14 protein-coding genes and 2 tRNA genes are annotated in these 12,121 nt (G+C 73.8%); 7 read left to right on the top strand and 9 right to left on the bottom strand.

What is annotated here, in order from left to right:
* Window positions 1-35 precede the first annotated feature (35 nt).
* From erm to FH715_RS06150, 5 genes are all read left to right on the top strand, one after another.
* Window positions 36-851, top strand: a complete 816-nt coding sequence (gene erm, locus FH715_RS06170; RefSeq protein ID WP_139641518.1) for an ErmE/ErmH/ErmO/ErmR family 23S rRNA (adenine(2058)-N(6))-methyltransferase — start codon at window positions 36-38, stop codon at window positions 849-851.
* Between the two features lie 82 nt (window positions 852-933).
* Window positions 934-1,488, top strand: a complete 555-nt coding sequence (locus FH715_RS28095) for a hypothetical protein (RefSeq protein ID WP_170184646.1) — start codon at window positions 934-936, stop codon at window positions 1,486-1,488.
* A gap of 1 nt (window position 1,489) precedes the next feature.
* Window positions 1,490-1,951, top strand: a complete 462-nt coding sequence (locus FH715_RS06160; protein WP_139641516.1) for a phage holin family protein — start codon at window positions 1,490-1,492, stop codon at window positions 1,949-1,951.
* On the top strand, window positions 1,927-2,469 hold the full coding sequence (locus FH715_RS06155) for a DUF3618 domain-containing protein (RefSeq protein WP_139641514.1): 543 nt from the start codon (window positions 1,927-1,929) through the stop codon (window positions 2,467-2,469). Before FH715_RS06160 ends, FH715_RS06155 begins: the two co-directional genes overlap by 25 nt.
* Window positions 2,470-2,957: 488 nt before the next feature.
* Window positions 2,958-3,764 carry a phosphatase gene (locus tag FH715_RS06150; RefSeq protein ID WP_139641512.1) on the top strand — a complete coding sequence of 269 codons (807 nt, stop codon included), beginning with the start codon at window positions 2,958-2,960 and terminating at the stop codon, window positions 3,762-3,764.
* 81 nt (window positions 3,765-3,845) lie between these two features.
* Here the strand turns inward: FH715_RS06150 and FH715_RS06145 are convergent, their stop codons facing one another.
* The 4 genes from FH715_RS06145 to hisN all read right to left on the bottom strand — a co-directional run bounded on the left by FH715_RS06145 (window position 3,846) and on the right by hisN (window position 6,418).
* Window positions 3,846-4,730 (bottom strand): acyl-CoA thioesterase, encoded by an 885-nt coding sequence (locus FH715_RS06145; RefSeq protein ID WP_139641510.1) that lies wholly within the window; start codon window positions 4,728-4,730, stop codon window positions 3,846-3,848.
* A gap of 144 nt (window positions 4,731-4,874) precedes the next feature.
* A tRNA-Met gene (locus tag FH715_RS06140) sits at window positions 4,875-4,948 on the bottom strand.
* 42 nt (window positions 4,949-4,990) lie between these two features.
* Window positions 4,991-5,410: a Fur family transcriptional regulator gene (locus FH715_RS06135; protein ID WP_139641507.1), complete on the bottom strand. Its 420-nt coding sequence runs from the start codon at window positions 5,408-5,410 to the stop codon at window positions 4,991-4,993.
* 213 nt (window positions 5,411-5,623) lie between these two features.
* The gene (gene hisN / locus FH715_RS06130; protein ID WP_139641505.1) at window positions 5,624-6,418 is read right to left on the bottom strand and encodes a histidinol-phosphatase; all 795 of its coding nucleotides are present in this window, start codon (window positions 6,416-6,418) and stop codon (window positions 5,624-5,626) included.
* Window positions 6,419-6,564: 146 nt separating this feature from the next.
* On the opposite strand from hisN, the gene FH715_RS06125 reads away from it, so the two are divergent.
* Window positions 6,565-7,089 carry a TetR/AcrR family transcriptional regulator gene (locus FH715_RS06125; RefSeq protein ID WP_139641503.1) on the top strand — a complete coding sequence of 175 codons (525 nt, stop codon included), beginning with the start codon at window positions 6,565-6,567 and terminating at the stop codon, window positions 7,087-7,089.
* 11 nt (window positions 7,090-7,100) lie between these two features.
* Here the strand turns inward: FH715_RS06125 and rsgA are convergent, their stop codons facing one another.
* Genes rsgA through FH715_RS06110 form a run of 3 tightly spaced genes read right to left on the bottom strand, consistent with a single transcriptional unit; the run spans window position 7,101 to window position 10,244 of the window.
* Entirely contained in the window at window positions 7,101-8,105 is a 1,005-nt protein-coding gene (rsgA, locus tag FH715_RS06120; protein WP_139641501.1) for a ribosome small subunit-dependent GTPase A, read from the bottom strand.
* Window positions 8,106-8,118: 13 nt separating this feature from the next.
* A complete protein-coding gene (gene aroA, locus FH715_RS06115) occupies window positions 8,119-9,489 on the bottom strand; it encodes a 3-phosphoshikimate 1-carboxyvinyltransferase (protein ID WP_139641499.1) in 1,371 nt (456 codons plus the stop codon).
* Window positions 9,490-9,530: 41 nt separating this feature from the next.
* The gene (locus FH715_RS06110; RefSeq protein ID WP_139641497.1) at window positions 9,531-10,244 is read right to left on the bottom strand and encodes a M50 family metallopeptidase; all 714 of its coding nucleotides are present in this window, start codon (window positions 10,242-10,244) and stop codon (window positions 9,531-9,533) included.
* Between the two features lie 211 nt (window positions 10,245-10,455).
* Here FH715_RS06110 and FH715_RS06105 point away from each other — a divergent pair, with 211 nt between their 5' ends.
* Window positions 10,456-11,118 (top strand): DUF2637 domain-containing protein, encoded by a 663-nt coding sequence (locus FH715_RS06105; protein ID WP_139641496.1) that lies wholly within the window; start codon window positions 10,456-10,458, stop codon window positions 11,116-11,118.
* A gap of 196 nt (window positions 11,119-11,314) precedes the next feature.
* Here the strand turns inward: FH715_RS06105 and FH715_RS06100 are convergent.
* A tRNA-His gene (locus FH715_RS06100) sits at window positions 11,315-11,390 on the bottom strand.
* Between the two features lie 114 nt (window positions 11,391-11,504).
* Window positions 11,505-12,107: an oligoribonuclease gene (gene orn / locus FH715_RS06095; protein ID WP_139641494.1), complete on the bottom strand. Its 603-nt coding sequence runs from the start codon at window positions 12,105-12,107 to the stop codon at window positions 11,505-11,507.
* Between the last annotated feature and the right edge of the window lie 14 nt (window positions 12,108-12,121).

The following is a 12,121-nucleotide window of genomic DNA, read 5'->3' as shown; positions in this document are numbered from 1 at the left end:
GCGACACGGCCTGTCCTCACGCCTTCGAGGACCCCATGGCCCGCCCACACCGCCCTGCCCACCGCCGCGCCGCCCACCGACACGGTGACAACCGCAGGGCCCTCTCCCAGAACTTCCTGCGCGACGCCGCCGTGCTGCGCCGGATCACCGAGGCCGCCGCGCTGGCGCCCTCCGCCCTGGTACTGGAGCCGGGCGCCGGCGAGGGCCGGCTCACCCGCGCGCTGGCCAGGGCCAGCCGCGAGGTCGTCGCCTACGAGCTGGACCCGGCGCTGGCCGCCGCCCTCCCCGGCCGGCTGGCCACGGAGGGCAACGTCCGGGTCGTCCCCGGTGACTTCCTGCGCGCCCGGCCGCCGGCCCGCCCGTTCGTGGTCGTCGGCAACATCCCCTACTCCCGCACCACCGACATCGTGCGCTGGTGTCTGGCCGCCGGAACGCTCACCTCGGCGACGCTGGTCACCCAGCGCGAGTTCGCCAGGCGCCGCGCCGGCGACTTCGGCACCTGGCCGCTGCTGACCGTGCGCTCCTGGCCCGAGTTCGACTGGCGCCTGGGGCCGCGGATCTCCCGGCACCACTTCTCGCCTGTGCCGCGCACCGACTCCGCCGTGCTGCGCCTGGTGCGGCGGCCCGCGCCGCTGGTGCCGCCGCGCGAGCTGGCGGCCTACCGGGCGCTGGTGGACGAGGGATTCACCGGCGTCGGCGGCTCCCTGGACGCCACGCTGCGCCGCCGGCGCGCGGCGCCGCGGGTGCGGGCGGCCCTGGCCGCCGCGGGCGTCCCCGGGAACACCCCGGTCGGCCACGTCACGCCCCGGCAGTGGCTGACGCTGAACCGGGCGCTGCACGGGCGCCGCTGAGCCGGAGCGGGATGCGGGTTTCCGTTCCCCCGCCACGGATACCCGGAGCACTCGAAGCGAGCCGCTACAAGGGAGCGAAGGCATGACTGACTCACTCAGCGGCGACCTCTGGACCGGCGAGCGGGACGCGCCCGCCGACAAGGCCAAGGCCGCCGCCCACACGGTGCGGGATCGCGCCGACGAGCAGGCGAAGGCCCAGTCGCAGCGGGCAGCCGACCGGGTGCGCCAGATCGCGGACGAGCTGTCGGACCTGGCGGACAAGGCCCCCGAGTCCTCGCCGACCAGGAGCCTGGTCTCCAAGGCCGCCGAGGGTGGGCACCGGGCCGCCGGCTACCTGGACAAGCACGGTCTCAACGGGCTGCTGGAGGAGACTCAGCGGTTCGCGAAGCAGCGCCCGGCGGCGTTCGTCGGCGCCACGGCGCTGGCGGGGTTGGCCGTCGGCCGGATGGCCAAGGCCGGCCGGGACGCGGGCGGCGCCTCGACGGACTCGTCGGGGACGTCGTCGACGTCGCCGGGCACGGGCGAGGGGGCCGACTCCGCCGGCACCACCGGTGGCGACCCGGTGGGGAGCGCCACCCGCCACGGCACGTTCGACCAGGCCCGGCGCCCCGAGCGGACCGGCTACCCGGAGGTGTGAGATGGCTCACGACACGGTGCACGACACGGCACGCGAGACGCGCGCCGGCGGTCGTGGGAAGGACGAGAGGAAGGGCGACGGGAAGGACGAACGTTCCGTCGGCTCGCTCTTCGCCGAGGTCACCTCGGACGTGCAGACGCTCGTCCGGCAGGAGGCCGAGCTGGCGAAGACCGAGGTCAAGGAGGAGATGGGGCGCGCGGGCAAGGCGGCGGGGATGATGGGCGGCGCCGGCTTCGCCGGTTGGATGGTCGTCCTCTTCCTGTCGTTCGCCGGCCTCTTCGCGCTGGGCAACGTGATGGACCTCGGCTGGGCCGGGCTGATCATCGCGGGCGTCTGGGCCGTGATCGGCGCGACGCTCTTCCTGCTGGGCCGCGGCACGCTGCGCCGCTTCTCCCCGAAACCCACCAAGACCATGGAGAGCCTGAAGGAGGACGCCGCATGGGTACGTCATCCGACCGCATAAGGAACGACATCGAGTCGACCCGCAACCAGTTGGCGACCGATCTCGACCAACTCGCCGACCGGGTCAGCCCGAAGAAGGCCGCGCGCCGGAACGGGACGCATCTGAAGGAGTCGGTCACCGGATCGGTCACGGACGCCCGCGACCGGATTCGTGAGGCCGCGTCGCACTCCGCCGACCAGGCCCGACACGGCGGGCAGAACGGCGCCCAGTCGATGCGCGAGGGCGCCGGCCAGGCCGCCGAGCAGGCCAAGGGCAACCCGCTGGCCGCCGGCGCCGCGAGCTTCGCGGTCGGCGTGCTCGCCGCGGCGCTGCTGCCGAGCAGCGAGGGCGAACGGCGGGCGGCCGGGCGCATCGCGGAACGCGCGGGTCCCCAGCTGGAGCCGTTGCGTGACGCGGCGGGGAAGTCGGCCCGCGAGTTCGGCACCGAGGCCAAGGAGTCGATGCGCCAGGCGGCCGACGACATCCGCCACTCGGCGACGGACGCGGCCCGCCACACGAAGGACCGCGCGACGCACTGAGCGCTGCGCTGGCGGGCCGCGGACGACAACCCACCGTTGCCGGTGCGGCACCGTAGTCGGCCAACCCCCGCCACCCAGCATTCGCGCAGTTCCCCGCGCCCCCAAGCCGCCCACCGGCAGCGAAGGGGCGCGGGGAACGGCGCGAGCAACCACACACCCGGCCGAGGACGACCACCCACCCAGACCGGCGAGGTCAGTAGTCGGCCAACCCCCGCCACCCAGCATTCGCGCAGTTCCCCGCGCCCCCAAGCCCGCCGCCACCTTCCGAGCGTGAACCCGCACGAAACCGACCACGCCAGCCCACACCAGGGGCGCGGGGAACGGCGCGAGCAACCACACACCGGGCCGAGGACGACCACCCACCCAAGCCACGCACGTGAGTAGTCGGCCAACCCCCGCCACCCACCCAGCGCGCGGACGGACAACCTCACATCACAGCTCGGCGACACCCCGCCCGGAACCGTCGCGTCCGGGCGATACTGGTCACCATGCCGACCATCGCCGCCCCCTCCCGTTCGGAACTGATCGAACACCTGCTGCGCACCCGGATCGCCGGCGAGGTCGCCACCCCCAGGGAGAACAATCTCGCGCACTACCGCGAGTTGGCGAACGGCAACCGCTACTACTGGCTGGGGCTCGAACTCGGCGACCGATGGAGCGACGAGCAGGACGTGCTGGCCGTGATGGCCGAGCGTTGCGGCGTCGACGAGGACCCCGAGCACCGGCAGGGGCAGGACACCATCGACCCCGAGCTGACCGTGGACGGCCTGGACCGGGCCGCCGCGCTGCTGCGCAAGGCGGCCCAGGACCGGCAGCGGGTGCTCGTCGCCACCGGCCACCCCGGCGGCCTGCTCGACGTGCACGCCCAGACCGCTGCGGCGCTCAGCGCCGTCGGCTGCGACCTGGTGCGCGTTCCGCTCGGCCTGACGGCCGACGAGGGCGTGGTCGCGCAGCTGGCCGGCGTCGCGATGTACGAGCGCGGCGCGACGCTCTGGCACACCCACTCGCCCCAGCCGATGGCGGAGATCCTCACCGCCCTGCCACAGGAGGGCGAGGAGCTGCCCGACCTGGTGATCGCCGACCACGGCTGGGCGGGCTGCGCCGCGCAGTTCGGCGTCGAGACCGTGGGCTACGCGGACTGCAACGACCCGGCGCTCTTCCTCGGCGAGAACGAGGGCACGCTGAGCGTCTGCGTCCCGCTGGACGACCATGTGATCAACCCGCGCTTCTACGAGCCGATGACGGCCTACCTGCTGGACGCCGCCGGCCTCGCGGGCCCCAGCCCCCTGGTCTGACCCCCGTCGCCGGCCTGTGGTCCGCGCCGGTCCGCGCCGGTCCGCGCCGGTCCGCACGCCCGGTTCCGGCCGGGGACCGGCTCAGCCGCGCGGGACCCGCATCAGCCCCTCCTGGATCACGGAGACCGCCAGCCGCCCGTCCCGGGTGAAGATCCGGCCCCGCGCCAGCCCGCGCCCGCCCTGCGCGGTGGGCGAGTCGGTGTCGTAGAGCAGCCACTCGTCGGCGCGGAACGGCCGGTGGAACCACATCGCGTGGTCCAGGCTGGCGCCCACGATGTCGCCGACCGTCCAGCCGCCCCTGCCGTGCGCCAGCAGCACCGAGTCCAGCAGCGTCATGTCGGAGACATAGGTGGCCAGGCAGAGGTGGGAGACGGGGCTGTCCGCCTCGCCGTCGAGCTTGCCGTTGACGCGGAACCACACCTGGGAGCGCGGCTCGCGCCGGACGCCCGCCGTGGCGAACGGGGGCTCGTTGACGTACCGCAGGTCGATCGCGCGCCGCGCGTCCAGCAGCAGCTCCACCACGGCCGGGTCGACGAAGCGGTCGGCGTAGCGGGGCAGCATCTCGTCGGCGGTCGGCAGCGTCTCCGGGTCGGGGACCTCGGGCATCGGCTCCTGGTGTTCGAGCCCCTCCTCGACGTCCTGGAGGGAGGCCGAGAGATGGAAGATCGGCTGCCCGTGCTGGACCGCCACCACGCGCCGGGTGCTGAACGAACGCCCGTCCCTGATCCGGTCCACCGTGTAGACGATCGGCGCCCCCGGGTCGCCGGGGCGCAGGAAGTAGGAGTGCAGCGAGTGGGCCACGCGCTCCTCGGGAACGGTGCGGCAGGCGGCGACCAGCGCCTGCGCGGCGACCTGGCCGCCGAAGACCCGTGGCACCACGGAACGGTGGCTGCCGCCCCGGAAGATGTCGCGCTCGATGGGCTCCAGGTCGAGCAGACCGAGCAGATACTGGAGAGTAGCGTCCATGCTCCGATTCTCCACAGCCGCCGCCACCGGGCCACGGCCGGCCGCCCGGGAACGTCGAACACGGCCGAAACCGGGGGCCGCCGCACCGGGACGTGAAACGAACGAAGGTCCGATCCCCGAGGGGATCGGACCTTCGTTCACCAGTAGCGGGGACAGGATTTGAACCTGCGACCTCTGGGTTATGAGCCCAGCGAGCTACCGAGCTGCTCCACCCCGCGTCGTGTTGACCACTCTAGCCCGGCCGTGTCCCGGCGGGCAAATCAGCCGCCCCGCACGCACCGGGGGCAACGCCCGTAGTAGGTGACGACCGCCTGCGAGACCTCGAAGCCGAAGCGCTCCTCCTCCGGCAGCGCCCGCATCGGGTCCTCGCTGAGCCGCACGTCGCGCATCGCGCCGCAGCCGGAGCAGACCAGGTGCTGGTGCGGGTCGTGGGCGTTGGGGTCGTACCGCTTGGCCCGGCCGTCCGTGGTCACCTCGATCACCTCGCCGAGGGAGACCAGCTCGCCCAGCGTGTTGTAGACCGAGGCCCGGGAGATCTCCGGCAGCCGGTCCACGGCTCTGGCGTGGACCTCGTCCGCGGTGAAGTGGACGTGCTCGCCGTCCAACACCTCGGCGATGACACGCCGTTGGGCGGTCAGCCGCCAGCCCCTGGCGCGCAGTCGCTCAAGCAGGTCGCTCATGGGGCCAGCCTAGTGCCCCCCTGGGCCCCATCGCGTTCCGGACGCGCCCTTGACTTGGACTAAGTCCAATATAGGATTGCCTCATGAAAGGCGGCGGGTGGTCCGCACCGTGGTCCAAGGCCCTCCACGGCGCGTGACCGCCCGCCGCGCCTTCCTCCGCCTCCCTCGCGGCACCCTCGTGCGGCGCGACGCGGACCGCGCCGGCGTCCGCGCTCAGCCGCGCAGCCTCGCCAGCAGCTCCTCGTGGAGCAGCCCGTTCGACGCGGCGGCGTCCACCCCGTGCGGGCCCGGCACCCCGTCGAGACCGGTGTAGCGGCCCCCGGCCTCGGTCACCACGATCGAGGGAGCGGCCATGTCCCACAGCGACAGCTCCGGCTCGGCGCACATGTCGACGGAGCCCTCGGCGACCATCATGTACGACCAGAAGTCGCCGTAGCCGCGCGTGCGCCAGCAGGAGCGCGTCAGGTCGAGCAGCCCGTCGAGCATTCCGCGCTTCTCCCAACCCCCCAGCGAGGAGAGGGAGAACGAGGCGTCCCCGAGCGAGCCCACGTCGGAGACCCGCAGCCGACTCGCCGAGGTCAGGCTGCGCCCGGCGAAGGCGCCCCCGCCGCGCACCGCCCACCAGCGCCGGTGCAGCGCGGGCGCCGAGACCAGGCCGACCACCGGCACGTCCCCCTCGGCGCCCCGTTCCAGCAACGCGATCAGCGTGGCCCAGACCGGCACCCCGCGCACGTAGTTCTTGGTGCCGTCGATCGGGTCGATCACCCAGCGCCGGGGCCCCTGCCCCTCGCTCCCGTACTCCTCCCCCAGCACGGCGTCCCGGGGCCGGGCCCGCCGCAGCGCGGAGCGGATCAACTCCTCGGCCGCCCGGTCGGCCTCGCTGACGGGGGTCATGTCCGGTTTGGTGTCGACCTTGAGGTCGAGCGCCTTGAACCGGTCCATCGTCGTGGCGTCGGCGGCGTCGGCCAGCACATGCGCGAGGCGCAGATCATCGTGGTAGTCGGCCATGCCCCCAGTATCACCGCCCACCGCCCCGGCGCGGGCGGTGGGCGGGGGCGGCGCCCGGCGACGACGCCCCTTGACACCCCGCGCCGGCGCGTCAATTCTGTCCCCGGACCAGGCCCGGTGCCCGCACCCGGAGCGAGGAGGCGACGATGCCCACCGCGCGCGAGTCCCTGCTGGAAGCCGCCCGAAGCGCCGTCGACGAACGGCCGTGGCCGCTCGTGCGGATGGTGGAGGTGGCGGCGTCGGCCGGGGTCTCCCGGCAGACCCTCTACAACGAGTTCGGCGACAAGGCGGGCCTCGGGCGCGCCCTGACGGACCATCGGGTGTCCGGCTTCCTCGACGCGTTCCGCGAGCACTGCGCCCGGCGCGCCACCGGCGCCGGCGACCCGCTCGCCGAGGCCGCCGACTGGATCGTCTCCACCGCACGCGCCGACCGGCTGGTGCGCGCCTCGCTCACCGGCTGCCGGTGCGGCGGGATGCCGCCCGCGCAGGCGCCCCCCGGCAGGCTGGTCGCCGAGTTACGTGAACGCGCCCTGCGCGCCCTCACGCCCCACACCGCGCCCCCGGCGCGCGCCGGGCTGCCCGACTCCTGCGAGACGGCCATAAGGCTCGCCATCTCCCGGCTGATCGCACCCCCGGAACGTGAGAACGCCCCGTCGCCCGGGGCCCGTTGACCCGCCGCCGTTCAGTCGCCCTCGTGCCGCTCCCTCGCGGCGAGCAGCCGGCGCAGCGAGTAGAGCCGCGACGGCTCGGCGTGGCCCTCGGCCACCCAGTCGTCCAGCGCGCAGTCCGGCTCGTCGTGCCCGCAGGCGCGCGGGCAGCCGGCCGCGCCCGGTTCGAGGTCGGGGAACGCGTGGATCACGCGGGACGGCTCGACGTGGTGCAGCCCGAACGAACGCACCCCGGGCGTGTCGATCACCCAGCCGTCGGCGTCCGGTAGCGGCAGCGCCAACGCCGAGACGGTGGTGTGCCGGCCGCGCCCGGTCACGGCGTTGACATGGCCCGTCGCCCGACGCCGCTCCGGCACCAACGCGTTGACCAGCGTCGTCTTGCCCACGCCGCTGTGCCCGACGAACGCGGTCAGCCGCCCGGCGAGCAGCGCGTGGATCGCGGCGACCGACTCCTCGTCGAACCGCTCCACGCTGGTCACCACGTGGCGCACCCCGAGCGGCGCGTAGGTCTCCAGCAGCGGCTCCGCGGGCGCCAGGTCGGCCTTGGTGAGGATGAGCAGCGGCTCCAGCCCCGCGTCGTAGGCGGCGACCAGGCAGCGGTCGATCAGCCGGGGCCGCGGCTGCGGGTCGGCCAGCGCGGTGACGATCGCCAACTGGTCGGCGTTGGCGACCACCACCCGCTCGAACGGGTCGTCGTCGTCGGCGGTGCGGCGCAGCGTGGAGCGGCGCTTCTCGACGCGCACCACCCGGGCCAGGGTGTCCTTCTTCCCCGAGAGGTCGCCGACCACGGCGACCCGGTCCCCCACCACCACGCTCTTGCGGCCCAACTCCCTGGCCTTCATGGCGACCACGGTGCGGTCCTCGACGAGGCAGGTCAGCCGCCCCCTGTCCACCGTCACCACGAAGCCCTCGGCCGCGTCCTCGTGGGCCGGCCTGCGGTGGGTACGGGGCCTGGTGCCCCGGCGGCTGGGGCGGACGCGGACGTCCTCCTCGTCCGGGTTCTTGCCGTAGCGACGCATCGCCGTGCCCCGCCTAGTCCCCGACCCCCGCCGCGCCCGGCCCCTCCGGGGCCAGCATCCGGTGCCACAGCTCGGGGAAGTCCGGCATGGTCTTGCCCGTGGTGTCGATGTCCTCGACCTCCACGTCCTTGACCACCAGGCCCAACAGCGCGCCGGCCGTGGCCAGTCGGTGGTCCTCGTAGGTGCGGAAGACCCCGCCGTGCAGCGGACGCGGACGGATGCGCAGCCCGTCGTCGGTCTCGGTGACATCGCCGCCCAGCGCGTTGATCTCCCTGGTCAACGCGGCCAGCCGGTCCGTCTCGTGCAGCCGCAGATGGCCCACGCCGCGCAGCGTGGACTCGCCGTCTGCGAGGGCGGCGACGGCCGCGATGCCGGGCGTCAGCTCGCCGACCTCGCTGAGGTCCGCGTCGATGCCGCGCACCCGGCCGGTGCCGGTCAGGGTCAGGCCCCGGTCGTCCAGGCGACACTCGCCGCCCATCTCGGTGAAGATCCGCCGCAGCGCGTCGCCCGGCTGCGTCGTGCGGGTCGGCCAGTCGGGAACGGTGACCCGGCCGCCGGTGACCAGCGCTGCGGCAAGGAACGGCTGCGCGTTGGACAGGTCGGGCTCGACCACCAGGTCGCGGCCGAGCAGCGCGCCCGGCGTCACCCGCCAGACGTTGGGCTCGCCGCCCGAGTCCGGCGCGTCCACCTGCGCGCCGGCCCGGCGCAGCATCTCCACGGTCATCCTGATGTGCGGCGTCGACGGCAGCCGCTCCCCGACGTGCCGCACCTCGACGCCCTTGTTGAACCGGGGGGCGGAGAGCAGCAGCGCGCTGACGAACTGCGAGGACGAGGAGGCGTCGACGGTGACCCGCCCGCCGTCCAGCGAGCCGGCGCCGTGCACCGTCATCGGCAGGGCGCCGCGCCCGCCGTCCTCGATCCTGGCGCCCAGCGCGCGCAGCGCCTCGATCACGCCGCGCAGCGGTCGCTCGTGCGAGCGCGGGTCGCCGTCGAAGCGGACCGGGCCCTCGGCGAGCGCGGCCAGCGGCGGCAGGAAGCGCATCACCGTGCCCGCGTTCCCCACGTCGACCGCGGCCGGGGCCTGGGGGTGCGCGGGGATGACCCGCCACGCCTCGCCGCCGCCCCCGTCCGACGCGGAGAGGGCCGAACTGGAGGAGACCGTCTCCTCGATGCCGATGCCGAGCGCGCGCAGCGCCTCCGCCATCAGCAGGGTGTCCCTGGAGCGCAGCGGGCGCCGCAGCCAGCCGGGGTCGGCGGCGAGCGCCGCCAGGATCAGGGCACGGTTGGTGACCGACTTGGAGCCGGGCACCGTCACCGTCGCATCCACCGCGCCGGGGGCGAAAGGCGCGGGCCAGAGGGCCTGGGTCTCGCTGTGGTCGGTCATGAGCCTCACTCTAGTGCGTGACAGTCCGTGATCGCCGGTGTTCAACGGTCGAGCAACCACCCGGCGCCACCGATCAACGACGCCAACGTCACCGCGTGAAACAGAATCAGCCAGAAGAAGGCGGGCGCGTGCGTCAGCCGCGCGAGCTGGTCCGCGTCCGAGTCGCGCGCCTGCCCGCGCCGGCGCTTGGTCTGGAGCTCGAAGACCGGGCGCACGCCCCCCAGTAGCAGGAACCAGACCACGAGATAGGCGAACGCCGCCTGCACGTCCGGTTCGGTGAGCCAGGAGACCAGCAGGAAGAGCGCACAGGTCAGCAGGACGGTGAGCAGCCCGTAGGCGTTGCGCGTCATCACCAGCAACGCCAGCAGCAGCGCGGTCGCGCCCCACAGCAGCGCCGTGATGCGGCCGGCCCCCAGCAGCGCGGCGCCGCCGAGCCCCAGCAGCGAGGGGGCGACATAGCCGGCCGCCGCCGTCAGGATCATTCCGAAGCCGGTGGGTTTGCCCCGGGAGACGGTCAGCCCCGAGGTGTCGGAGTGCAGCTTGATGCCCTCCAGCCGCCGCCCGCTGAGCAGCGCCACCAGACCGTGCCCGCCCTCGTGGGCGATGGTGATGGTGTTCCGCGTCAGCCGCCAGATCCCCCAGGGCACGACCGCCGCCAGCGCGACGAGTGCCGTCCCCACGACCAGCCACATCTCGGGAGCGGGCTGTGTGCCGGTGACCCGGTCCCACAGCTCCTCGATATCAGCGATGTCCATGACTGCCCGATCCTAGGGCTATCCGATGAACGCCTCGTCGGCGCCTGGGGTTGGCAACGACGCGCGGGCCCAGAGGAAACGGTTCGGTCATGTCACGTCCGCTGGGCCACTCGCGGGAGCGTATTCACTCCAATGCCTCACATCTTGGCCGGGACGGCATCGTTTGGCGGAATGTGACCGCACTGCCAGCCGAGGGCGAGGACCGCGACCGATGATGCACGACTCTCGTGGCGCGACCTGGCCGCACGGCACCGACGACATGGGGATCTTCGTTCCCCCCGAGCTACGTCCCGTGGCGGGGGGCTGGGCGTTCGACGACGACACCGCCCGGCTGACCGAGCTGCTCACCTCGGCCGCCGAGGAGGAGACCCCACCCGCGCGCAGCCACCGCAGGGCGCGCGCCCGCTTCTCGCCGCCGGCCGACTCGACGAAGGTGCGCTGGCTGCGCTGGGCCAGCCTGCTGCTGGCGGCGACCACCGCGGTGCTGGTCGCGATGCTCAGCGTGCTGGGCGGGCTGATCAGCTACGCGCCGCTGCGGGACGCGGCGGCCCCCGCCCAGTCGAGCGCGCTCGACGCCTGGTGGCCGCTGCTGGTCTACGGCCCCTGGCTGGTCGCCTCGCTCTCCATCCTCCGCGCGGCCCTGCACCAGCGGACCGCCCGCCACTCGTGGGCGGTCGTGGTCCTCTTCTCCGGGCTCGCCGTCTCCCTCTCGGTCGCCCAGGCGCCGTGGACCGCGGTCGACGTCGCCGTCGCGGCCGTGCCACCGATCTCGGCGCTGATCGCGTTCCACCAGATCGTGCGTCAGATGACCCTCACCAACCCGCCCCGGCACGCGGCCGTTCCCCGCCAGCGCAACCGCAACCACAGGGGCTGAGCGGAGCATCGTTACCCCCGACCCCGGCGCCCCGTCGCGACGGCGCCTCGTCGCGAGGGGGCGGCGAGAACGGCGCGGAGCGAAGTCGCGTGCGGCGCCGGGGCGTTGGCCTGGCCGGATGATCCCACCGTGATCCCGCACCCGGGAACGAGAAAGCCCCCGGCCCGGGTTCTCCCGGGTCGGGGGCCTCGCTTCATGGGGTGAGTGACGGGACTTGAACCCGCGGCCACCTGGACCACAACCAGGTGCTCTACCAGCTGAGCTACACCCACCATGATCGGCTCGGACGGGGTCTCACCGTCCGCCAACCGCTCCACGAGTGTACATGGTCGGGCAGGGTGCTCGCGCGCCCCTTTCCCCCGGCGGCGACCCGGCGGCGACGGTGCTCAGGCCGGCGGCGCGACGTGCCGCGCGGCGATCCTGCGGGCGGTCTCGGAGTCGGGTCCCGGCTGCGGGACGAAGACGGCCTCGCGGTAGTAGCGCAGCTCGGCGATGGACTCCCTGATGTCCGCCAGGGCACGGTGGTTGCCGCTCTTCTCCGGGCTGTTGAAGTAGACCCTGGGGTACCAGCGGCGCGCCAGCTCCTTCACGGAGGAGACGTCGATGACCCGGTAGTGCAGATGGCCCTCCAGGCGCCGCATGTCCCGCGCTAGGAAACCCCGGTCGGTGCCGACCGAGTTCCCGCAGAGCGGGCTCTTGCCGGCCTCGGGCGCGTGCCGGGTGACGTAGTCGAGCACCAGGTCCTCGGCCTCCGCCAGGGTCGTCCCGCCCGCCAGCTCGTCGAGCAGCCCGGAGGCGGTGTGCATGGCGCGCACCACCTCCGGCATCGACTCCAGGGCGGCGTCCGGCGGGCGGATCACCACGTCCACGCCGTCGCCCAGCACGTTCAACTCGGAGTCGGTCACCAGGGCGGCGACCTCGACGAGGGCGTCGTCGGTGAGCGAGAGGCCGGTCATCTCACAGTCGACCCACACCATGCGATCGTTCATGCGACAACCTTACG

The organism is Streptomyces sedi, assembly GCF_006335015.1.
GTDB classification, from domain to species: domain Bacteria; phylum Actinomycetota; class Actinomycetes; order Streptomycetales; family Streptomycetaceae; genus Streptomyces; species Streptomyces sedi.
This window is presented reverse-complemented; position numbering and strand designations above follow the sequence as displayed.

What these genes read in the sequence shown, in the direction of transcription:
- FH715_RS06110 (WP_139641497.1), bottom strand. Translation starts at nt 10,244, where the DNA reads ATGGACATCGCTGATATCGAGGAGCTGTGGGACCGGGTCACCGGCACA.
- erm (WP_139641518.1), top strand. Translation starts at nt 36, where the DNA reads ATGGCCCGCCCACACCGCCCTGCCCACCGCCGCGCCGCCCACCGACAC.
- orn (WP_139641494.1), bottom strand. Translation starts at nt 12,107, where the DNA reads ATGAACGATCGCATGGTGTGGGTCGACTGTGAGATGACCGGCCTCTCG.
- hisN (WP_139641505.1), bottom strand. Translation starts at nt 6,418, where the DNA reads ATGGCCGACTACCACGATGATCTGCGCCTCGCGCATGTGCTGGCCGAC.
- FH715_RS06145 (WP_139641510.1), bottom strand. Translation starts at nt 4,730, where the DNA reads ATGGACGCTACTCTCCAGTATCTGCTCGGTCTGCTCGACCTGGAGCCC.
- rsgA (WP_139641501.1), bottom strand. Translation starts at nt 8,105, where the DNA reads ATGCGTCGCTACGGCAAGAACCCGGACGAGGAGGACGTCCGCGTCCGC.
- FH715_RS06160 (WP_139641516.1), top strand. Translation starts at nt 1,490, where the DNA reads ATGGCTCACGACACGGTGCACGACACGGCACGCGAGACGCGCGCCGGC.
- FH715_RS06135 (WP_139641507.1), bottom strand. Translation starts at nt 5,410, where the DNA reads ATGAGCGACCTGCTTGAGCGACTGCGCGCCAGGGGCTGGCGGCTGACC.
- FH715_RS06125 (WP_139641503.1), top strand. Translation starts at nt 6,565, where the DNA reads ATGCCCACCGCGCGCGAGTCCCTGCTGGAAGCCGCCCGAAGCGCCGTC.
- FH715_RS06105 (WP_139641496.1), top strand. Translation starts at nt 10,456, where the DNA reads ATGATGCACGACTCTCGTGGCGCGACCTGGCCGCACGGCACCGACGAC.
- FH715_RS06150 (WP_139641512.1), top strand. Translation starts at nt 2,958, where the DNA reads ATGCCGACCATCGCCGCCCCCTCCCGTTCGGAACTGATCGAACACCTG.
- FH715_RS28095 (WP_170184646.1), top strand. Translation starts at nt 934, where the DNA reads ATGACTGACTCACTCAGCGGCGACCTCTGGACCGGCGAGCGGGACGCG.
- FH715_RS06155 (WP_139641514.1), top strand. Translation starts at nt 1,927, where the DNA reads ATGGGTACGTCATCCGACCGCATAAGGAACGACATCGAGTCGACCCGC.
- aroA (WP_139641499.1), bottom strand. Translation starts at nt 9,489, where the DNA reads ATGACCGACCACAGCGAGACCCAGGCCCTCTGGCCCGCGCCTTTCGCC.